Source organism: Tateyamaria armeniaca (assembly GCF_045797845.1).
Classification (GTDB): domain Bacteria; phylum Pseudomonadota; class Alphaproteobacteria; order Rhodobacterales; family Rhodobacteraceae; genus Tateyamaria; species Tateyamaria armeniaca.
This window is the reverse complement of sequence record NZ_JBHDIY010000002.1, coordinates 3,731,585-3,751,980: the sequence shown is the minus strand read 5'-3', so window position 1 is coordinate 3,751,980 and position 20,396 is coordinate 3,731,585. Positions and strand designations below refer to the sequence as shown.

At 58.3% G+C, this 20,396-nt stretch carries 18 protein-coding genes, 1 tRNA gene and 2 pseudogenes; 11 read left to right on the top strand and 10 right to left on the bottom strand.

Going from position 1 to position 20,396, the window contains the following annotated elements; all coding sequences use genetic code 11:
* Positions 1-28: 28 nt before the first annotated feature.
* A complete protein-coding gene (gene carA, locus ACERZ8_RS19030) occupies positions 29-1,186 on the bottom strand; it encodes a glutamine-hydrolyzing carbamoyl-phosphate synthase small subunit (RefSeq protein WP_407593735.1) in 1,158 nt (385 codons plus the stop codon).
* Positions 1,187-1,398: 212 nt separating this feature from the next.
* On the opposite strand from carA, the gene ACERZ8_RS19025 reads away from it, so the two are divergent.
* On the top strand, positions 1,399-1,860 hold the full coding sequence (locus ACERZ8_RS19025; RefSeq protein WP_407593734.1) for a GatB/YqeY domain-containing protein: 462 nt from the start codon (positions 1,399-1,401) through the stop codon (positions 1,858-1,860).
* A gap of 83 nt (positions 1,861-1,943) precedes the next feature.
* Here ACERZ8_RS19025 and ACERZ8_RS19020 read toward each other — a convergent pair whose 3' ends face one another.
* The 5 genes and pseudogenes from ACERZ8_RS19020 to ctaD form a co-directional block, all read right to left on the bottom strand.
* The gene (locus ACERZ8_RS19020; protein WP_407593733.1) at positions 1,944-2,426 is read right to left on the bottom strand and encodes a DUF2244 domain-containing protein; all 483 of its coding nucleotides are present in this window, start codon (positions 2,424-2,426) and stop codon (positions 1,944-1,946) included.
* Positions 2,427-2,525: 99 nt separating this feature from the next.
* Entirely contained in the window at positions 2,526-3,107 is a 582-nt protein-coding gene (locus tag ACERZ8_RS19015) for a hypothetical protein (protein ID WP_407593732.1), read from the bottom strand.
* A gap of 147 nt (positions 3,108-3,254) precedes the next feature.
* On the bottom strand, positions 3,255-3,878 hold the full coding sequence (locus ACERZ8_RS19010; protein ID WP_407593731.1) for a peptidoglycan-binding domain-containing protein: 624 nt from the start codon (positions 3,876-3,878) through the stop codon (positions 3,255-3,257).
* A gap of 263 nt (positions 3,879-4,141) precedes the next feature.
* The gene (locus tag ACERZ8_RS19005) at positions 4,142-4,513 is read right to left on the bottom strand and encodes a hypothetical protein (RefSeq protein WP_407593730.1); all 372 of its coding nucleotides are present in this window, start codon (positions 4,511-4,513) and stop codon (positions 4,142-4,144) included.
* 157 nt (positions 4,514-4,670) lie between these two features.
* Positions 4,671-6,341, bottom strand: a pseudogene (ctaD, locus tag ACERZ8_RS19000) (cytochrome c oxidase subunit I); the annotation flags it as partial.
* Positions 6,342-6,690: 349 nt separating this feature from the next.
* Here ctaD and ACERZ8_RS18995 point away from each other — a divergent pair.
* On the top strand, positions 6,691-9,048 hold the full coding sequence (locus tag ACERZ8_RS18995; RefSeq protein ID WP_407593729.1) for a Hint domain-containing protein: 2,358 nt from the start codon (positions 6,691-6,693) through the stop codon (positions 9,046-9,048).
* On the opposite strand, the gene lipB is transcribed toward ACERZ8_RS18995, so the two are convergent.
* Both lipB and ACERZ8_RS18985 read right to left on the bottom strand, forming a co-directional pair.
* The gene (gene lipB / locus ACERZ8_RS18990; RefSeq protein WP_407593728.1) at positions 9,045-9,698 is read right to left on the bottom strand and encodes a lipoyl(octanoyl) transferase LipB; all 654 of its coding nucleotides are present in this window, start codon (positions 9,696-9,698) and stop codon (positions 9,045-9,047) included. The genes ACERZ8_RS18995 and lipB overlap by 4 nt on opposite strands.
* A gap of 5 nt (positions 9,699-9,703) precedes the next feature.
* Complete coding sequence (locus ACERZ8_RS18985; protein ID WP_407593727.1) at positions 9,704-10,369, bottom strand: DsbA family oxidoreductase; 666 nt, start codon at positions 10,367-10,369, stop codon at positions 9,704-9,706.
* Positions 10,370-10,523: 154 nt separating this feature from the next.
* Between ACERZ8_RS18985 and ACERZ8_RS18980 the strand changes: the two genes are divergently transcribed.
* Both ACERZ8_RS18980 and ACERZ8_RS18975 read left to right on the top strand, forming a co-directional pair.
* Positions 10,524-11,849: a peptidoglycan-binding domain-containing protein gene (locus ACERZ8_RS18980; protein WP_407593726.1), complete on the top strand. Its 1,326-nt coding sequence runs from the start codon at positions 10,524-10,526 to the stop codon at positions 11,847-11,849.
* Between the two features lie 121 nt (positions 11,850-11,970).
* A tRNA-Leu gene (locus ACERZ8_RS18975) sits at positions 11,971-12,057 on the top strand.
* A gap of 95 nt (positions 12,058-12,152) precedes the next feature.
* On the opposite strand, the gene ACERZ8_RS18970 is transcribed toward ACERZ8_RS18975, so the two are convergent.
* On the bottom strand, positions 12,153-12,413 hold the full coding sequence (locus ACERZ8_RS18970) for a hypothetical protein (RefSeq protein ID WP_407593725.1): 261 nt from the start codon (positions 12,411-12,413) through the stop codon (positions 12,153-12,155).
* Positions 12,414-13,193, bottom strand: a complete 780-nt coding sequence (locus ACERZ8_RS18965) for a recombinase family protein (protein ID WP_407593724.1) — start codon at positions 13,191-13,193, stop codon at positions 12,414-12,416.
* 49 nt (positions 13,194-13,242) lie between these two features.
* On the opposite strand from ACERZ8_RS18965, the pseudogene ACERZ8_RS18960 reads away from it, so the two are divergent.
* The 7 genes and pseudogenes from ACERZ8_RS18960 to glnT form a co-directional block, all read left to right on the top strand.
* Positions 13,243-13,392, top strand: a pseudogene (locus tag ACERZ8_RS18960) (integrase core domain-containing protein); the annotation flags it as partial.
* 386 nt (positions 13,393-13,778) lie between these two features.
* Positions 13,779-14,927 carry a P-loop NTPase family protein gene (locus tag ACERZ8_RS18955; RefSeq protein ID WP_407593723.1) on the top strand — a complete coding sequence of 383 codons (1,149 nt, stop codon included), beginning with the start codon at positions 13,779-13,781 and terminating at the stop codon, positions 14,925-14,927.
* A gap of 476 nt (positions 14,928-15,403) precedes the next feature.
* On the top strand, positions 15,404-16,027 hold the full coding sequence (locus tag ACERZ8_RS18950; protein ID WP_407593722.1) for a helix-turn-helix domain-containing protein: 624 nt from the start codon (positions 15,404-15,406) through the stop codon (positions 16,025-16,027).
* Between the two features lie 106 nt (positions 16,028-16,133).
* Positions 16,134-17,012 carry a class II glutamine amidotransferase gene (locus ACERZ8_RS18945; RefSeq protein ID WP_407593721.1) on the top strand — a complete coding sequence of 293 codons (879 nt, stop codon included), beginning with the start codon at positions 16,134-16,136 and terminating at the stop codon, positions 17,010-17,012.
* Complete coding sequence (locus ACERZ8_RS18940; RefSeq protein ID WP_407593720.1) at positions 17,012-17,695, top strand: GltB/FmdC/FwdC-like GXGXG domain-containing protein; 684 nt, start codon at positions 17,012-17,014, stop codon at positions 17,693-17,695. The genes ACERZ8_RS18945 and ACERZ8_RS18940 overlap by 1 nt, the downstream gene beginning before the upstream one ends.
* Positions 17,695-19,026 carry an FMN-binding glutamate synthase family protein gene (locus ACERZ8_RS18935; protein WP_407593719.1) on the top strand — a complete coding sequence of 444 codons (1,332 nt, stop codon included), beginning with the start codon at positions 17,695-17,697 and terminating at the stop codon, positions 19,024-19,026. The genes ACERZ8_RS18940 and ACERZ8_RS18935 overlap by 1 nt, the downstream gene beginning before the upstream one ends.
* Positions 19,023-20,324 carry a type III glutamate--ammonia ligase gene (gene glnT, locus ACERZ8_RS18930; protein ID WP_407593718.1) on the top strand — a complete coding sequence of 434 codons (1,302 nt, stop codon included), beginning with the start codon at positions 19,023-19,025 and terminating at the stop codon, positions 20,322-20,324. Before ACERZ8_RS18935 ends, glnT begins: the two co-directional genes overlap by 4 nt.
* Positions 20,325-20,396 lie beyond the last annotated feature (72 nt).

Sequence of the window (20,396 nt, the reverse complement as noted above, 5' to 3'; positions counted from 1 at the left end):
AAAACTGGACAAATTGACCGGATTTGTGTCAGGCGCGCTGCGCGTCCATGGCGGCCGCAAAGCGTTCAAAGAGATAGTAGCTGTCTTGCGGCCCCGGGCTGGCCTCGGGGTGGTATTGCACGGAATAGACCGGCTTGCCCGTCACGCGAATCCCACAATTTGATCCATCAAAGAGGGATGTGTGCGTTTCCTCGACGCCGTCTGGCAGCGTTTGGGCATCAACGGCAAAGCCGTGGTTCATCGAGGTGATTTCGACCTTGCCGGTCTCAAGGTCTTTGACCGGGTGGTTGGCGCCGTGATGCCCGTGGTTCATCTTGATCGTTTTGGCACCAAGGGCGAGCGCGAGCATCTGATGGCCAAGGCAGATGCCAAAGACCGGCAGGTCGTGCGCCAGCACGTCCTTGATCATCGGGACCGCGTATGCGCCAGTCGCCGCAGGGTCGCCCGGGCCATTGGACAGAAACACGCCGTCAGGTTCATGCGCCATCACCTCGTCAGCAGTCGCCGTTGCAGGCAGCACGGTCACATCACAACCCGCCGAGGCAAGGCAGCGCAGGATGTTGCGTTTGGCGCCGTAATCGATGGCCACAACCTTGTATTTGGGATCGGTCTGGGGGCTGTAGCCTTCGGGCCAGGCCCACCGCATCTCGTTCCAGCGATAGGACTGGGCGCAGGTGACTTCCTTGGCCAGATCCATCCCTTCGAGCCCGGCAAACCCGCGCGCGGCAGCAACCAACGCGTCGGTGTCGAAAATGCCGTCCGGATCGTGGGCAAGGGCCACATGCGGCGCACCGGCCTGCCGGATGGCGCGGGTCAGACGCCGCGTGTCGACGCCACCGATGGCAATCCGCCCCCGCGCGGCCAGCCAGGTCGACAGCCCTTCGGTTGCGCGCCAGTTGGACGGGTCCGTGGGCATCCATTTCACCACCATGCCGCTGGCCACGGGATCGCCGGTTTCGTCGTCTTCGGGGTTCACGCCGGTGTTGCCGATATGGGGAAAGGTGAAGGTGACAACCTGACCGGCATAGGACGGGTCGGTCATGATTTCCTGATAGCCGGTCATGGCGGTGTTGAAACACAGCTCGGCCACGACCTGCCCGGTGGCCCCGAACCCGGCCCCGTAAAACAGCGTCCCATCGGCCAGAGCAAGGCAGGCAGTCGGCGCGGAGGGGGCAGTCGTGTTCATGGGGCAGACCTTTGGCAGCAAGGGACAAATCAGCGCAAATTTGGCAAATTGGGCGGAAACTAATGGCAGGGCCACGTGGGGTCAAGCGGGATTGGAATTTTGTACTTCGTAACGATTTCAATAGGTTATGCGGGGCCACGTCCCTTGCTACCTATTCTGACTTCGCCTATGAATGAGCGCTTAACACGTGGCCATGGGGATGGACATCGATTATGGATTTGCGCACGAAGATTTCGGCCGCGCTCAAGCAGGCCATGAAAGACAAGGAAGCGGATCGTTTGTCGACATTGCGGCTGATCAATGCCGCGATCAAGGACAAGGATATCGACGCCCGCGCCGCCGGGCAGGATGACGGTGTGGCGGACAGCGAAGTGCTTGCCATCCTTGGCAAAATGTCCAAACAGCGCGTCGAGAGCGCGCGCACTTACGAAGAGGGTGGGCGGCTTGATCTGGCCGAGCGCGAGTTGGGCGAGATCAAGGTGATCGAGGAATTCCTGCCTCAGCAGATGAGTGACGACGAATCCGCCAAGGCCGTGGACGCCGCCATCGCCGAAGTGGGGGCCGACGGCATCCGCGATATGGGCAAGGTGATGGGCGTGCTCAAATCCAAGTATATGGGGCAGATGGATTTCGGTTCGGTCGGCCCGATGGTCAAGGACCGTCTGTGCAACTGATCTGAGGATCGGGCGGAGGACACCTCCGCCTTACGGGCATGCGGCAATGTAAGGCGTAGCTGGTGCTGCGCCTTTTTTTGGTGTCACCGTTTCAGTGCGCGGATCAGGTCGTCATAGAGGGCGACGCGTTCTTCCTCGCTCAGAAAGGCGCCAATTTCGACTTCGCGCCCCATGCCTTTGAGCGTGACGTATTGCGGCACCGGCCCTTCGCGCTCGTATTTCAGCACTTGAGTCCAGTAGCGGTTGCAGTCCCATTCCTGCGTGTCGCCCTTGGGGTTGGTGCGCACAAGGTGGGCCTGCTCCCCATCCAGTGTCAGCACCTCTACGATCTGACGGGCGCGCCGGTTGCGGCGCAGCGCATAGAAGATGCCCCAGACCGCCAGCATCAGGAACGGCAACAACCCCCAGAGCACGACGCTGCCCAGCAGGGGCAGGGCAGGGATCAGGATCAGGGTGAAGGTCGACAGTACAAAGGCCGCCATGCCCGCCTGCGGCAGCGAGTTGTGCGGCCACAGCTGCAACTCTTGCGTCGGGCTGTCGGGCGGTGTGGTCCACTGGTAGGGCATGGGCCACAGTATAGCCGCGTTGTGGCCCAAGTCGAAGGGCAGGTTGTCGCGGTGTGCGGAACGGTGCCGCCTTTCGCGCTTCGTATCGCGCGTTGGCGTTCACACTGACCGTTTGTGCAGAGAAGAGACAATCAGGCCGATCAGAGGCGTCATCCAAAGCGCGGCCAACACTGCAAAATAGGAAAGCGTTGCGATACCATGGGCGCGGGACCGGGCGGCATATTCCTGCACAAAGCCGTTTCTTTCCTGAGCGGTTGCGCCCTCCAGCAGTGCGGACATGTCCAAAAAGCCGAGGGGTTGCAAAAGAACCAAACCGCCCCATGCCAATACTATGACCCAGTGCAGTACGTATCCGGCAACAGGGGATATCTGTGGCGGCCACCTGCGTGTGACCCACAGCCAAGGTGCCGCAAACAGCAAAACGAACGCGGGAATGGCGAGGTCCTGCAGCAGCGCAGGGGTGGTGGCGGCCAGTGCGTCCACGCTGAAGTCGCCCGAATTGGACAGGCCAGAGACATTAAAAAACCCGAGCACGAATCCGCAAATCAGCAGCGCAGCGCCGAGGCTCGCGGCATGGACATAGGTCGGGGTCTTGCGCGACCACATGAACACGCTAAACGCGATCAGAGCTGCAAGGATCAGGACAGAGGTGGTTTCAAAGGTGGCAGGTGGTGCGGTCACGCGGATGTCCAGTTGAGGAAAGGCTCACGCGTTATGACCGGGCATTCGACGGCTTGTCCAGCGCCGTCAGGATCAGGCCTTCCCTTACACAACAAAAAAGCGCGCGCCCGTCAGGCAGGCGCGCGCTGATCACGTGGTACCTTCGCCTCAGAGGTCGATTGCGCCAATCACCGGTGCCGAGGTTGGATCAGGTCGCAGCCCGCGCTGTTGTGCGGCCCCGGATGCCAGTTCCTCGCGGTAGACTTTCAGCAGGCCCTTGGTGCCATCGGGCAAGGCTGCGATGATGCCCAGCGTGCTGTCGCCTGCCGCTTCGGCCCGCAGGTACGAGCTGGTCAGCAGCCGTTGCTGAAAGCCGGTCAGGTTGCCCGTGGCGTCATAGCCCATATAGCGCTGGTAGTCCGAGATCGCGCGCCGCGTGGCGGGGCCGACGCGCCCGTCGACGGTACCTGCATCAAAGCCGAAGTAGTTGAGCGAGGATTGAATGTCGCGCCCTTCGGCTGTGGCCGGGATGCTGGGGCGGTAGGTTTTCTTGGGCGCTGCGCGGCCGGGCTGTGCCACGTATCTTTGCGGAGTTGTGGCGCGGGCGCGATAGCGTTCCTGCTGCTGGCGCGCCAGTCTCTGTTTGCGCACCTCTTTCTGGATTAGCGCACCGGCCACGCCGCCCAGAACGGCCCCGGCAAGAAAGTCGCGCCCATCTGCGGCAACCCGGGTTGCGGGCACAAGGGCGAGTGAAACCGCCAGCACGGCGGCAGTGAGTTTGGATGACAGCATGTCAGTGTCCTTTGTCTTGTTCTCCTGCACCGTTTGGGCCGCGCCGTTCGGGCAGCGGGGCGCAATGAGTGGCAGTTGCGTTTGCATATGGCCTGTGACCGCATGCGGCAAAGGGCCATACGCACGGGGCACGCTCTTGCGCGGCAGGGTGCCGAATAGGCGCGCGATGTCGGCAAGGACGTGCTGTCGGGGCGGGTCTGTTATTGCATAACAGAGCAGAGTTGCGCGCCGCTGGCTTATTGGTGAGGCCTGGTGCGCCGGTCTCAGATCAGGCCGGTGAAGTCGCCCGCGATCCCGCGATCGATCGCAGCTTGGTTCAGTGGGTAGTCGGCACATTGTTTTGCGCGTGCAGCGTCGTCAAAGCGCGCGGCCACCCCGGCATCTGCGCGGGTGAAAACGTCGCGCACCTGTGCTTCTGCCTCGGCTGTGAGGGGGCGTTGGGATTTGACAAATCGGACATAGCTGTTTTCGAACGCGTCGATCCGCTTGCCCCCGCACAGTTTGGCAAAGCTGGCAGCCACGGCCACGCCTGCGGTCTGGGTGTTCAGGCTGCGGTCGAAAGACCCGGATTCGGAGGGCGCGCTGCACGCGGTCAGGAGTATTGCAGCAGCCGCTGCCAGAAAGGGTATGCGCATCGGGGTGGAGTCTTTCGTGTGCGGGTGATGAAAAAGGCCCCCGGTATGACCGGGGGCCTTTGGCTTTGAGGGTATCGAGGTCCCGTCAGGGCTTGGCCGTCTCGTTTTGAGCGTCATGGGGGTGATCGGTATCCACCCACTCATCAAACGTGTCGGGATAGCGATGCGACTTGTCCCAGTCTTCCTGTTTCGGCAGGATTTCGAACGTGTGCTCGGGCGGTGGGCTGGGCAGAGTCCATTCCAGCGTGTCCGCATACTCGTTCCATGGGTTGTTCTCGGTCACCACAGCGCCGCGGCGCAGCGAGTAGTACATGACACCGAAGAAGAACAGGAACGAGGCAAAGGACAGGAAGGCGCCCCAGCTCGATACGTAGTTCCAGTAGGCATAGGCCTCGGGATAGTCGATGTAGCGGCGTGGCATGCCCTGACGGCCCAGAAAATGCTGGGGGAAGAAAGTCAGGTTGGCCCCGATGAACATCGTCCAGAAGTGCACTTTGCCTGCCCATTCAGGGTACATGCGGCCGGTCATCTTGGGGAAGTAGAAGTAGATCCCCGCAAAGATGCAGAACACAGCCCCGAGCGACATCACATAGTGGAAGTGTGCCACCACGTAGTAGGTGTCGTGATAGTAGCGGTCGACCGCTGCCTGGGACAGAACGATGCCTGTGACGCCACCGAGGGTGAACAGGAACAGGAAGCCGAAGGCCCAGAGCATGGGTGTTTTCAGCTCAACCGAGCCGCCCCACATGGTCGCGATCCAACTGAAGATTTTGACCCCCGTCGGCACCGCAATGACCATCGTCGCCAGCATGAAATAGGCCTGCTGGTTCAGCGACATGCCCACCGTGTACATGTGGTGCGCCCACACGACAAAGCCCAGAACACCAATGGCGATCAGCGCCCAGACCATCGGCAGGTAGCCAAACACCGGCTTGCGGCTGAACGTGGCGATCACGTGGCTGATGATGCCAAAGCCGGGCAGGATGATGATGTACACCTCGGGGTGTCCAAAGAACCACAGGATGTGCTGGTACAGCACCGGGTCGCCCCCGCCTGCGGGATCAAAGAAGGTGAAGCCGAAGTTGCGATCCATCAGCAGCATGGTGATCGCACCGGCCAGAACGGGCAGGGACAGCAGGATCAGCCAGCTTGTGATGAAGATCGACCACGAGAACAGCGGTACCTTGAACAGTGTCATGCCCGGGGCACGCATGTTGAGGAACGTGGTGATCATGTTGATTGCACCAAGGATCGACGAGGCGCCGGAAACGTGCACCGCGAAGATCGCAAGGTCCATCGACATGCCCTGTTCATTGGTTGACAGCGGCGGGTACAGCACCCAGCCCACACCAGACCCAAGCTGGCCATTGCCGCCCGGTGCCAGCACCGAACAGATGGCAAGCGTGGTACCGGCCACGTACAGCCAGAAAGACAGGTTGTTCATCCGTGGGAACGCCATGTCCGGCGCGCCAATCTGCAAGGGCATGAAATAGTTGCCAAATCCGCCGAAGAGGGCGGGGATCACAACAAAGAACATCATGAGAATGCCGTGACCGGTGATCAAAACATTCCAAAGATGCCCGTTGGGGGTGCATTCACCGGCAGCAGCAGCCGTGAGGCGCGCGCCTTCCATACACATATACTGGACACCGGGGTCCATCAGTTCGAGGCGCATGTAGACCGTAAAGGCCACCGACACAAAGCCGACAATGGCTGACGTGATCAGGTAGAGAATGCCGATGTCTTTGTGGTTGGTGGACATGAACCACCGGGTAAAGAACCCGCGGTTGTCTTCGTGTTCGTGGCCGTGAATGGCTGCGTCTGCCATGCGGTGCCTCCTAAATTTGTGTTTTCGGCATGCGCGGGGTTCCCGTCCGCGCAATGCGTTACCCCAGTCTTCTAGAGATTTGCGTTTGCCGCTTCAATGACAGATCGCGGCTGTGACCGGGATGAATTGTCGCGCGTCAGACGTAAACCGCGCGGCGTAGCGGCTTTTCGGTCTGTTGCGCTGATGCCAGTGCACCCTTTGAGCACCTGAAACCGCAAAACTATGCACAAAATTGCCATAAAGTGGATGCGCCATTGTCACAGTCCGTTCACGCTTGGACCGAAATTCGCCGGTACTGCCACGGGCAAGGGGAGTGCAAAACCCCAATAGTTTTGAGTGACAGGGCAGTATGGCGACCAACGACAACACGAATCCGGGCACCGAAGGCGATCAGGTGATTTCGGGCACTACCGGTGCCGACACGCTGACAGGTGCGCTGGGGTCTGACACCATTATAGGTGGCGCAGGCGCTGACGTTCTGAGCGGTGATGGCCCTGTCGCGGGCAGTTGGCTGTTTGAGGCCTACAACTACAATTTCGACTCCAGCGCCGGGCAGGCCTTTGACATCGAGAACGGAACGCTGGCCGGAACCGGCTATGTCACCGATTTCAACGAAAGCGGTCTGGTCAACACGCTGCGCGGGACGACAAACAACCCGCAGGATTTCGGTGTCATCTACACCAGCACGCTGAACACGACGCTGGGCGGCACCTATCGGCTGACAACCACATCTGATGACGGTTCGACCATCCAGATCTTTGATTCCAGTGGCAATCCGTTGTCGTTCAGCAACCAGACCGGCGGCACGCTCGACTATCTCAACAACGACTTTCACCAGCCGTCCAACACCCGGTTCGGCGATGTGCAGCTGGATCCGAACGAAACCTACACCATCCAGATCCGCTATTGGGAAAATGCCGGGCAGGATGTGTTGTCGGGCACGATTTCGGGGCCCGATACGGGCAATGTGGCTGAAAACCTGCTGACCACGGACATGATCGGCATCCCGCCGGGCCCCACGACGTCCGTGACGGGCACCCCTGCGGGTGTCGAGGGCGACGATGTCCTTGACGGTGGCGCAGGTGACGACACGATTTCGGGTGACGGTGGCAACGATACGCTGATTGGCGGTGCGGACAACGACTCCATCTCGGGCGGCACCGGCAATGACAGTCTGACCGGCGACGGCGGCAACGACACCCTCGCAGGTGATGCAGGTTCGGACGAACTTGAGGGCGGCGCGGGCAACGACGTTCTGACAGGCGACGATGGTTCTGTTGAAACAGTGCTTTACGAGGATGATTTCGAGGGCGCGGTGACGGGCTGGTCCAACAACCAGACGGACAGCGACCCGAGCCTTGGCACATCGCTGGGCCGGTTTGGATCGCCGGACGGCATAATCGCGACGCAGCGCACTTTTGACCTTGGTTCGGACGCCGATGAGATCACAGTCGATTTCGACGCGCTGCTGCTCGACAGCTGGAACGGTGAAGATTTCATCATCACCGTCAACGGCACCGAGGTGCGCGTGCCCTTCCTTGAAGGTGACGCCAGCGACCCCGCGCCACAGTCCTTCACCGGGCCTGACGGGGCAACATACAGCTTTACCTTCACCAACCAAGCCACTGGTGCCCTTGGATATTCCAGCGGAACTGATGACACGATCCTGAATGTCGCGCTGTCCATCACCAACCCACCGCCCAGCCTGACGATTGGATTTGGCAGTGATCTGAACAGCACCATCGCAAACGAAAGTTTTGCGATCGACAACTTTCGCGTAGCGCGCACGGATCCGTCTGATGACACGCTGACGGGCGGGACGGGGGATGACAAGCTGACCGGTGGTGCGGGCGACGACGTGTTCGTCTACAATGCCGGTGACGGCGACGATGTCATCACCGATTTCAACTTTGGCAACACGGGCGGGATCGAGGACGACGATCAGGCCAACAACGATTTCATCGACCTCAGCGCGTTCTACACGCATCTGGGCGAATTGCGCGCCGACCTTGCCGATGATGGGGTCCTGAACCAGTCGACCGGGGATTTCACCGACAATACGGCCATGGGTGGATCGCTGACCTTTACCGGGGTCAGCGCCAATCAACTGACCGAAGACAACACAAACGTGGCCTGTTTCACTGAAGGTACGTTGATCGAAACAGAAGACGGCCCTGTCGCCATCGAGGCGCTGCGCCGTGGCATGCGTCTGAAAACGCTGGACAATGGCAACAGGCTGGTGCGGGCCGTGCTGCGCCGCGAGGTGGACGCCTCGGGCGATCTGGCCCCGGTTTGCATCGCGGCAGGCGCGCTCGACAACACGCGCGATCTGCTTGTTTCGCCTGCACACCGGATGCTGATCGCCGACTGGCGCGCGCAGATGCTGTTTGGCGCGGACGAAGTGTTGGTGCCTGCCGTCAATCTGGTGCGCGGCGATCTGATCTATCGCGCGCCGCGCCCGCTGATCACCTATTACCATATCCTTATGGACAACCACGAAGTGATCTTTGCCGAAGGGGCCGCCACCGAAAGCTTTCACCTCACCCGCGAGGCCGCTGAAGCTGTTGAGTATGGGACAAGCGAGGAGGGGGCCGTTGCCGCCGAGATCGCGCGCGTGTTCCCCGAATTGCTGATCTGCGCCAGCCGCTGTGCCCGCCCCTCGGTCAAGGGATACGAGGCGCGTGCGCTGGCGGGCCTGTTGGGCTAGTCCCCCTCGAATACCGTCCCAAACTGCTGTTTCAGCGCGACATCCACGTCATCCATGCCGACCGGCAGACCGAGATCGACAAGGCTTGTCACCCCGTGATCCGCGATTCCGCAGGGCACGATGCCGTCAAAATGTGACAGGTCCGGCTCCACGTTGATCGACAGCCCGTGAAAGCTGACCCATTTGCGCAGGCGAATGCCGATGGCGGCGATCTTGTCCTCGGCGAGCGTGCCGTCGGGCAGGGGCGGCTTTTCGGGTCGCGCGACCCAGACACCCACGCGCCCGTCGCGGATTTCGCCGCGGACGTTGAACGTGTCGAGTGTCGCGATCACCCACGCCTCCAACTGCTGCACAAAGACGCGCACATCGCGACCGCGTTTGCCGACATCCAGCATCACATAGGCGACGCGCTGGCCGGGACCGTGATAGGTGTACTGCCCGCCGCGCCGCGTCTCGAACACGTCAAAGCGGTCGGGGTCCGTCAGGTCAGCGGGTTTGGCCGAGGTGCCCGCCGTATAAAGCGGGGGGTGTTCGAGCAACCAGATGCATTCCTCCGCGTCTCCGGCGGCGATGGCGGTGGCGCGCGCCTCCATCCATGCCTCCGCGCTGCGATAGTCGGTCAGACCGGCAGAGGTGATCCACTCCACCATGGGTCTCAGGCGGCCTCGTCCTCTTGGGCGACCTGGCGCAGAATGTCGGCATAGGTGTCGGTGCCTTGCGCCCCGGTCACCAGATATTTTTCCGCAAAAATCAGAGATGGCACGCCGGAAATGCCGCGCGACGTCCAGAACGCCTGCTTTTCCCGGACAGATGCGACAAGTGCACCGGATTCCAGAACCTGAGCCGCATCGGTGCGCACGATCCCGACCGATTGAGCGACATCCAGCAACACGTCAATGTCCGACACATCTCGCTGCTCAGTAAAATGCGCCTGAAACAACGCAAGTTTCAGCGGATTTTGCAGCCCGACGCTCAGCGCGAATTCGAGCAATTGGTGGGCGGCAAAACTGTTCACGATCCGACTGTCGGGTGAAAACACGAAATCAATGCCAAGCGATTGACCGATCTGTTGCAGATGCGTGCGGTTTTGTGCCGACTGTTCGGGGCTTGCGCCGTATTTCTGCGCGATGTGTTCGGCGAGGTTCTGACCCTCGCGCCCCATATTAGGGTTCAACTCGAACGGTTGCCAGCGCACCCGTGCCCCCATGCCCGTCACCCCAAGCGCCTGTTCCAACTGGCGAAACCCGACAATGCACCACGGGCACATCACGTCTGATACGATGTCGATCTGGATGACCGGGGCAGTGTCTGGCGTTGGCATGGGGTGATCCTGATCGCGGTTCCGGGTTTTACATCATGCACAAAAACGCAGATTTCAAGCGTTTCAACGGGTTTTGGCGCCGGGTAGGGAAATAATGACTTTCGGAATCAGGTCAGAGTGCTAACCTGTCCGCGTATTCTTCGGAGGGTCATTCATGTTCACCAAGTCAATTACAGCGTCGGTTCTGGCACTGTCCATCGCCATTGTCCCGGCAGGGCGCGCCGCAGCAGATGCAGGCGATTTCGTTGCAGGGGCCATTATCGGCGGCATCGTCGGGCACGCCGCAACCAAGAACCACCAGCGCAAAAGGACAGCGACACGCACATACAGCCGTCCGCGCCTGCCATCCACGCAGGAAGGGCGCGAAATCCAGGCATCCCTGAACTATTTCGGGTTCAACGCCGGTACAGTCGACGGCCAGTTGGGTCAGCGCTCGCGCAATGCGATTTCATCCTATCAGGCCTATCTGGGCTATCCGTCGACAGGGCAACTGTCGCCCTTTGAACAGAACCTTCTGATCAGCTCTTACAACCGCGCGCAGGCCGGTGGCTATGCAGTCACGCAGCAGGTAGCCACGAACCCTGACGGCACGCGTGGGCTGCTGAAAACATACCGCGCCGAATTGGCAGGGCAAACGGCGGCCCCTGTGCAGGGCACGACCATCGTTGTCGCCCCACAGCCCACTGCGCCTGCAACCACGACAACCACAACGACGGTTGTTGCGGCTGCACCTGCGGCCCCCGCGCCAGAGGCACCAGCCGCCGGTTTGCCCAGCTTCCTTGGCAATGGCGCCTCACCGTCGCTGGCCTCGCATTGCAACACGGTGTCGCTGCTGACCAACACCAATGGCGGCTTTACCACGGCCGCGGCCATGACCGACCCGTATGTTGCGCTGAACGAACAGTTCTGCCTTGCGCGCACCTATGCCATCGCCACCAGCGAGGACATGATTTCCAAGGTGCAGGGGTTCACCCCCGATCAGATCGCCGCACAGTGCAAACAATTCGGCCCGGCGATGCAGCCGCATGTGTCCGCTCTGGCGCTCAAGACGCAGCAGGAAGTTGTGCGTGATGTGGCCGGGTTCATCCTGACCACGGGCATGTCGCCTGCTCAGCTGAAAGGCACCGCGCAGATCTGCATGGGTGTTGGTTATCGCACCGACGACATGGATGTGGCGCTGGGCTCGGCCCTCATGCTGTTCGCGATGGGTGACCACGTCTATGGCGAATTGATGGGGCACCATCTGGCGCAGGGCTTTGGCACCTCCAAGCGCGTCGATGCCGCCCGTGTGTGGTATGCCGAAGGTCTCAAGGCCGTTGACAGCGGCGCACCTGCGGTCTTTGCGCCGGGACAGCCTGAGCGTGTGGAACTGCTGCGCAAAGCGTCGCTCAGCCTTGGTACCTCGAATTCGAGTGTGACACCGGTTCAGCCGCTTGTGCAGCCTGCGTCACTGCCCACGTTCGGCGTTGCCAGCGACTGATCGCTCGGTTTTGGAAACAGACATGAAATCGGGGCCCGCAAGCGCCCCGGTTTTTCTTTGCAATGTGGTCTTGGCAAGGGGGGCGTTCACCGCTAAAGACCCTTTCACCAAGTCAAGGCATGCGGCCGTGGCGGAATTGGTAGACGCGCAGCGTTGAGGTCGCTGTGAGGTAACACTCGTGCGAGTTCGAGTCTCGCCGGCCGCACCATTTGACATTTCTCCGAAATTTCATCCAAAAACCTAAAGATTACAGAGGTTTGCGGCGTTCGAAATCCGGCTTTGCGGTCGAATGCCAAGGGTGCTCTAAATACGGTTTTGAGCACTGTTTTCTTCACTCCCAGACTGCCATTTTCGTATATATTCCAAAGGGCTTGAGAGAAATTCACTCAATAGTTCGAAAATCTCGCCCATGGTCACACGCGGTTTGGTGTTTTGCCTCATCTTTTCGGTGAGAATTAGCTTCTCATCTTCCAGCTTGGCGATCTTGGCCTCGAAGGCTGCGATGGCTTTTGGATTCGTCGTTTCAACCAACCGTTCCAGAAGACCATCTTGCTGTTTGTCCAACTAGGCAATGTCGCGCTTGTAGGCTTGTTTTATGGCAGCGGCTTGATCCTCTCTTTGGATCCAGGCTGATTTCAGCATGGTTTTGACAATGTCTAGGAGATTGGGCGTTGGGCTCATGGCTTTGAGGATGTCTTCAAAGCCTGCCTCAATCGCCTGAGCAGGGATGTTCTTGCGGTACTCGGTGCAGTTACGGCTCTGGCACCAGTGATAGGGATAGCGCTTGCCCGTGGAACTCTTGGACCAACAAGCCGTCACGGGCTGGCTGCAACATGCGCAGACAACAGCACCGCGCAGAGGAAAGTCTTCATTCAAATCCTTGCGCATGGGGGCAACTGTCTTTGCCGCTTTACGCTCTTGGATTTTGAGGAAGGTCTCCAGGGAAATGGTGGGTTCATGATGGCCCTTGCGGCGGACAATGCCCCAGGGTTCATGTTCGATGTATCCAGCATAGATGACGCGACCCAACATGTTGGTGATTTTTTGCTGACGAATATGGCCGCCGGGTAAGTCTTTAGGAAAGTCGGGCTGGGTTTCGAGAAAGCGCGTCACTTCCGCCTGTGTGCCAAAGCGGCCTGATGCGTATCCTACCAGCGCTTCTTGGATGATGGAAGCGACCGGTTCATCGCGCGTGAGGAGTTTGCCATGCGATTTGGTCTTTTTGTAGCGGTAGCCAACGGGGGCTGCGAAGACAAAATACCCATTCATCATCCGGCCCTTCATCCGGTTGGATGTTTGTTCGGCGTTTTTCTCACGCTGATGCTGAGAGACCGAAGCGAGCATGTGCTTAACCAGCCTGCAGTCACTATCCTCACCAAACTCAATAGACGGACTAAACGAGCACCACTTCTACACTCTGCGCCATGCACGCAATCTGGTGGCGGCATGGCGCATCGACTTCAACCAACACCGCCCACATTCCAGCCTCGCTGGCATGACTCGGAAGGAGTATGTAAACCGGTCAAAGAAGGACCAAACCTGAACAGAGCTAACTCATAAACGAGGACTCTCAGGGGAGCAGGTCAACAGCTGCAGAGGACGAGGTTTCCCGGTGGAGGTCCCAAGGTTCAACTCCAACAGGCAACCAAAGCGTTGAAAGAGGTAAGCCAGATCGAGAAAGCATGATTGCAAGGGCAGCAACGTCGACTTTCCGGGCTCCACTCGCAGCATCGCGACCCCGCGCCAAGTATCGGCTACGGGCCGCTTGACCTTTTCGGTCGAGTGGGCGATGTTATCCGCGGCCTTGCGTAGGCCGGTGTGCCCGCCATGCGAAGCAAAGCAACGCGAATTCATTTTTTTGGATACCATGCCGTTGGCAGGGTCCGATGAGCAGCGGGCACCTTTTCGGATCCAGTTCGGATATGGATCATGAAACCGACATACTACCTTAAGGAACTGAAAGAGCTGTCCAAGCGCTACGCACGGGCTCAACAGGTACCTCTCCACAAAGCACGAGATACGGTTGCCGAAGTACTAGGCTTTTCACACTGGAACGACGTTACCAAAGCACACAGAGCCGGTTGGACTCCGACAAAGGAGCATGTCTCTGCTGTTGAAAGCTTGCTCGTCGAAGCGTTGCCCGGCGATGAAGCTGGAGGACCTCGATCTGGGTCATTTATCGGAGACTCAACCCTCGAGACAGACGTCAAACACGGCACCATTGACGGGCACGAATACTCTATCTCAGCTTCAATGGGCGACGTTCATATGCATGGAACAGGTTGGCACCTTCACGTGCCTGAAGCTCCAAACAGGGAACCTCGCCTAGAGATCGCAAAACAGATTAAGCACGAGGCCCCAGTCTATGAAGCTGCGTTTCAGCAAGAAGCGCTCGCCATCGCAATCAATCGTGCGGAACAGGTTCGTGCAGGCATAGCATCAGATTGGCCAAGACGTTCAACCAAACCTGACAACGACGATCTCGTCCGTCATCCCATACACGGCGCTGAGTCAAATGAGTGGTTCTGCTTGCACTGCGATGCGTCGATAACTGGCGCACAAATCGCCAAGAGTTTTTGGCATTGCCCACGCTGCGACGCCTCACCGCTTGATGTCTTCGAAAGTCCTTGGTGGCTTGGGGAACAAGATGTTCAGCTGGAACCCATTGCTGACAACGAGTTAAATGGGAGGCCCGAGCTAGTCGTGGATGTCTTGGATACACGGCTGAAACTGGAGCTCGATGCAGAAAAGGTGACGTTGTTGATACGAAGTGCTCTTGTTGACGATGCCTCGAATGTGAGCGAGCGTTTGGGTGCATTGTTCGCCGATATCTTTGTTCATGATGACAACGATGTATGCATCACCTTTGATGAGGACCTTTGGCCGGAGCACAAGGAACCTGTTTCAGCACTCGCGGTTGCGGCACAACTCGGGGTCAATGTTGATTTAGAGCTTTGTCTGCGGGAGTTGCCGATTGCTTGGCCAGGGTTGGGTGAGCACACCAAGAGCACCGTCGAGTACACGGAAATGATGCTCAACGCCTACGCCAGCCAACGGGCTGACAAAGATGTCGAATGAGTAACTACCACTAGACTACGGGTTGCGGGGAGTGTCTCCGCAGCCTGCGACAAGGGCGTTCGATGATCACCAGTTTCCGAAACTGCAGCGAATGTCCGGAATCCGGACTGCGACTGCAGCATAGAACAGTACAATCAACGGCAGCTTAGGGCCATCCTTGCTGGCGCTGCAATATATGACAACTGAAAATGCTGCTTTCGATCTAACGACCGCAAAAGAACCCAAGGCAGACGTCGGAGCAAAACGTAGCAAACAACCGCAAAGAGCCCTGCCTGTACGGCATTGGAAATGACAAAAGCCGCGATCAGCCGCCCTGTTCCAAGCTACAAAGTTCTCAAAAACGACATACGGGAACTGAGCTGCAGAACAAGCAACGGACAATCCAAACTTTCTCCAAGGCGTTAGATGCCCGCTGCTTCCATTGCCCGAGTTCTGGTCAAGCTCACAAATTGAAATCGTGGCTTTAGAGAGGGGACATGAAAACAGTATTGTCGCAAGACCCGCACAACACGGTGCAGTTCCGCGAAAAGGAGCTGGAGGTGGCCATTGGTCGTCAAGTTCGGCTTTTGCGCAAGCAACGCGGATGGACGATCGCTCAGTTTGCGCTTGAAGTAGACGTGAGCGAAGGGATGGTTTCCAAAATAGAGAACGGCCAGGTGTCTCCATCATTGTCTATGCTTCAGCTTTTGTCGCGCAGCCTGTCTGTTCCGCTCACGGCGTTCTTCCAAGGTTATGAAGAGCATCGCCCGGTCATGCAGGTCAAAGCTGGCGAAGGAGCGGAAGCAGAGCGCGCAGGAACGCGTGCAGGTCACCATTATACCATGCTGGGCCATCTCAGCGCCCAATCGAGTTCTGTCGTGGTTGAACCTTATCTCATCACGCTCAGCGAGGAATCCGATACCTTCAAAGCATTTCAGCATGTCGGAATGGAATTTATTTTTATGATTGAAGGTTTCGTGACTTACCGGCATGGCTCAGAGCTTTTCCAACTCGCTCCGGGTGACAGTTTGTTCTTCGACGCGGATGCACCGCACGGACCGGAAACGCTTACCAAGCTACCGGCGCGGTACCTGTCGATCATCTGTTACTCGCAGGAATGATAGTAGCTAGAAATTTCCCCAAAGGAAAAAATATTCCCTTTGGTAGGTTTTCGCTCGACAGTATCGGCGCCGAAGCTAGGCTTCGGATAAATCAAGCGGTGCGGATATGTGCGGAATCGTTGGCTTATTTCTGAAAGACAAGCAAATGCAGCCTCAGTTGGGTATACTGCTGACGGATATGCTGGTCACCATGTCCGATCGAGGGCCGGATAGTGCTGGTATCGCGGTCTACAGAGAAACGGCCTCAGGGTGTTTCAAAATAACCGTGCAATCGGCAAACCCAACCGTCGATTTCGCTGACCTCCATCAGGACCTTGGCGTCAAAATCGAGGTGATTGACACCCACGCCATCCTGACCGTTGCTTCTGACGCAATCACAGAAGTTCTGGCACAAATTGAAGTTGCGCATCCCGGGTTGCGCGTGATGTCACGTGGAAAAGCGATCGAAATCTACAAGGAGGTTGGCCTGCCGCAATCGGTTGCTGACCGTTTTAACATTCCTGAGCTGTCGGGCAGCCACGGAATTGGTCACACGCGCATGGCCACTGAAAGCGCGGTAACAACCCTCGGGGCGCATCCGTTTTCGACGGGTGCTGATCAATGCCTCGTGCACAATGGATCGCTGTCCAATCACAATCGTTTGCGCCGTCAGCTGGCGCGTCGGGGCACTCAGGTCCAAACTGAGAATGACACTGAGGTTGCCGCAGCGTACCTCACCTACCGAATGGAACAGGGTGACGACTTGGGCGACGCGCTTGAGGCCGGACTGAGCGACCTTGATGGGTTCTACACTTTCGTCGTGGGCACCAAGAACGGGTTTGGCGTTCTGCGAGACCCAATTGCCTGCAAACCCGCTGTGCTGGCTGAGACCGATCAATATGTCGCCTTCGGGTCGGAATATCGCGCTTTGGTGAACCTGCCCGGAATTGCACATGCGAACGTGTGGGAACCTGAGCCGGCCACCGTTTATTTCTGGAGCCATTGATGCAGCAATTGGACCTTGAGACCCAATCCCTCCGCGACGTGAATGCCATGTTGCAAGCGCAAGACCCTCAAACGAACCAAACCAAATGGGAGATCCTTAATCCCAAAGGAGCGCATGCCATTGCCTGCGGCCTCGACTCTGAAATCGACGTCACAGTGAAGGGTGCCACGGGGTATTACTGTGGAGGCATGAACAAGCACGCTACAATCCGCGTAACGGGCTCGGTGGGTCCGGGCGTATGTGAAAACATGATGTCTGGCAAAGTGGTGGTCGAGGGTGACGCCAGCCAATACGCTGGCGCGACGGGCCATGGCGGCCTGCTGGTGATCAAGGGAAATGCCTCCAGCCGGTGCGGGATTTCCATGAAAGGGATCGACATCGTTGTGCACGGTAACATCGGCCACATGAGTGCGTTCATGGCACAATCCGGAACTTTGATTGTTTGTGGTGGCGCAGGCGATGCCTTGGGCGACAGCATCTACGAAGCGCAGCTTTTTGTGCGCGGTTCGGTCGCCTCGCTGGGTGCAGACTGCATCGAAAAGGAGATGCGTCCCGAGCATATAGCGAAGCTTTCGGAACTGTTAAGCGCCGCCGAATGCGATGCCGACCCTTCCACGTTTCGCCGCTACGGCTCCGCCAGGCAGCTCTACAATTTCGATATCGACAACGCGGGAGCCTATTGATGGATCAAACGCCCAAGACGTTCCCCGTAAAGCCTTGGACCTTCGACGACTATACTACGTCGTATATCCGGCGTGCAGCCGCCACCGGAATTTACGATATTCGCGGTGGTGGATCGAAGCGGCGTGTCCCGCATTTTGATGATTTGCTCTTTTTGGGCGCGTCCATGTCTCGCTATCCCTTAGAAGGATATCGCGAGGCTTGTGGCACGCAGGTTACTCTGGGCACGCGTTTTGCCGAAAAACCTCTTGAACTCGACATTCCCATCACGATTGCCGGGATGAGTTTTGGTGCGCTGTCCGGCCAGGCGAAAGAAGCGTTGGGGCGTGGCGCTTCGGCCGCGGGTACTTCGACGACCACAGGCGATGGCGGCATGACGCCTGAGGAGCGTGGTCACTCGAACAAGTTGATCTACCAATATCTACCTTCACGTTACGGGATGAATCCTGATGATCTGCGCAAAGCCGATGCAATCGAAATTGTAGTCGGGCAAGGAGCGAAGCCAGGCGGTGGCGGGATGCTCCTTGGTCAAAAGATCAACGACCGGGTTGCCGAAATGCGCAATCTGCCCCAAGGCATTGACCAGCGGTCTGCCTGTCGCCACCCAGATTGGACTGGCCCAGATGATCTTGAGATCAAGATACTCGAACTTCGTGAAATCACTGGTTGGAAAGTCCCGATCTTTATCAAAATCGGAGGAGCGCGCCCTTATTTTGACACCACCCTCGCGGTGAAAGCCGGCGCCGATGTTGTGGTACTTGACGGAATGCAAGGCGGAACCGCGGCGACGCAGGACGTTTTCATTGAACATGTGGGCCAGCCTACGCTTGCGTGTATCCGACCCGCAGTGCAGGCGCTTCAGGATCTCGACATGCACCGCAAGGTACAGCTTGTGATTTCGGGTGGTGTGCGAACCGGAGCGGATGTGGCCAAGGCGCTTGCGCTGGGGGCTGATGCGGTGTCCATCGGCAGCGCTGCTTTGATCGCTATGGGTGACAACGACCCCGCACTTGAGGACGAATATCGCAAGCTTGGCACCACGGCTGGTGCGTTTGATGATTGGCACGAAGGAAACGATCCCGCAGGCATCACAACTCAGGATCCGCATTTGGCGGCTAGACTTGACCCCATTGCCGCAGGGCGCAGACTATCCAACTACTTGAAAGTCATGACCCTAGAAGCCCAGACGATCGCAAGGGCCAATGGCAAGAGCCACGTCCAGAACCTCGAGCCAGAAGACCTCTGCGCGCTTACGATCGAAGCCGCCGCAATGGCGGGCGTACCTCTTGCAGGCACTGAATGGATACCTGGACAAAAGGGAGACTTCTTATGACCGATCTCGCCCAATGGGCCGCCGATAGAGGCGTCAAGTTCTTCCTGTGCAACTTTACTGACTTGTTTGGCGTACAACGCGCGAAACTTGTCCCGTCTGAAGCGATCGCCGGTGCGCAGGAGGGTGGCGCGGGGTTTGCAGGCTTTGCGGCCTGGCTCGACATGTCGCCCGCCGATCCGGACATGCTGGTGATGCCTGACGCCGAAACCGCTATTCAATTGCCGTGGAAGCCGGAACTTGCATGGGTTGCAGGTGATCCATGGATGGACGGTCAGCCCGTCGCTCAAGCGCCGCGAAACGTCCTGAAGTCTCTTGTTAAGAAAGCCATGGATCAGGGGTTCATGCTGAAGTCCGGCGTGGAACCAGAATTCCATCTGATCGATGCAGATGGGACTGACATTTCTGACAATCGCGACTCCCAAGAAAAGCCTTGTTATGATCAGTCAGCACTCATGCGTCGGTACGATGTTATTGCAGAGATTTGCTCGGCGATGATCCAGTTGGGTTGGAAACCCTATCAAAACGACCACGAAGACGCGAACGGCCAGTTCGAGATCAATTGGGACTTCGGTCCGTGCCTCGAAACCGCCGACCGGCACGCATTTTTTAAGTTTATGGTCAAAGAAATCGCGGAGAAACATGGATTCCGTGCGACTTTCATGCCCAAACCCTTCTCTCACCTGACTGGCAACGGCTGCCACGTGCACCATTCGCTTTGGACCGCCGATGGGCAAACTTGTGTGTTTGATGGCGAAGACGAGATGGGCCTGTCAGCAGTGGCCTACCACTTTTTGGGCGGTTTAATGGCACATGGGCAAGCTATTTGCGCGATCACCAACCCTACAGTGAACAGCTACAAGCGTATCAATGCACCAGCAACCCTTTCGGGTGCGACTTGGTCTCCTCAATCTGTGACTTACGGGGGTAACAACCGAACCCACATGGTGCGCATCCCCGGTGGTGGACGCTTGGAACTGCGTCTCGCTGATGGTGCGGCAAACCCTTATCTGCTTCAAGCGGTGCTGTTAGCTGCGGGCCTGGATGGTCTCGAAAGGCCGCTCGACCCTGGCAAACGGCTCGACATCGACATGTACTCTGAAGGGCATAAAGTTCGCAGCGCGAAGAATTTGCCACTGAACATGCTCGATGCATTGCGTGTTTTTGAGAAAGACAAATACCTGACTGCAGCCTTGGGCTCGGAATTTTCGCTAGCCTATCTAAAACTGCGCATGCGGGAGTGGACGCAATTTTGCCAGCATCTTACTCAATGGGAGCGGGACGCGACGCTTGACTGCTGACAAACAACGTGCCTGTGAACGACAGCTTCGTCCGCACACTTCCAGTTAAGCCACCTCTCAGCTTCGCGCCTG